The sequence below is a fragment of the Vibrio sp. 1727 genome, from assembly GCF_033344415.1.
Classification (GTDB): domain Bacteria; phylum Pseudomonadota; class Gammaproteobacteria; order Enterobacterales; family Vibrionaceae; genus Vibrio; species Vibrio alginolyticus.
On sequence record NZ_JAWPOT010000595.1, the window covers coordinates 1 to 539 of the forward strand.

The 539-nt window shown below is 41.9% G+C and carries 1 protein-coding gene; it reads left to right on the plus strand.

Going from position 1 to position 539, the window contains the following annotated elements; all coding sequences use genetic code 11:
• A partial coding sequence (locus tag R8O10_RS27120) for an ImcF-related family protein (RefSeq protein WP_318192215.1) occupies positions 1-539 on the plus strand: 539 nt, incomplete at both ends.

Below are 539 nucleotides of genomic sequence, written 5' to 3' on the forward strand. Positions count from 1 at the left end.
GGCTTTGGATGAAGAGATATTACCACTCAACATTAGCCGTTTGGATCAAAGCACTCGCATCGCTTACGAAGCATTACTTAAGGACGTTGCTCAACAGTTGATACCTCTCATTGAGAAAGGTTACCGTCTACAACTGACACAAAATCAAAACACTTTTACACGCGCTTTACCTCTATTGAAGGGGTATCTAATGCTAAACGATCCAACAAAGCGTGATATCCGTTTTTTGCGTCATCAAACTCTCCAAATGATGAACGATTTAAGCAACCAAAGTGACGTCGTCAATCAGGCGATGCGCTATTTGGACGCTTACTTTCGCACGCAGTTTGATCCAATTGATATCAATATGGATCTTGTTCGCGCAACACGTCGCTCATTGCTAGCAAATTCGAATGTTGATCTCGTTTATGCAGGCATTTTAAACGAAGCAAATTCGATTGATTTAGGAACCCTAGATCTGCAACGAGCTGTGGGTTTCGAGTTTAGCAATGTGTTCAACACACCAATCGATAGCGAACGCTTGATCGTAGATAAGATCT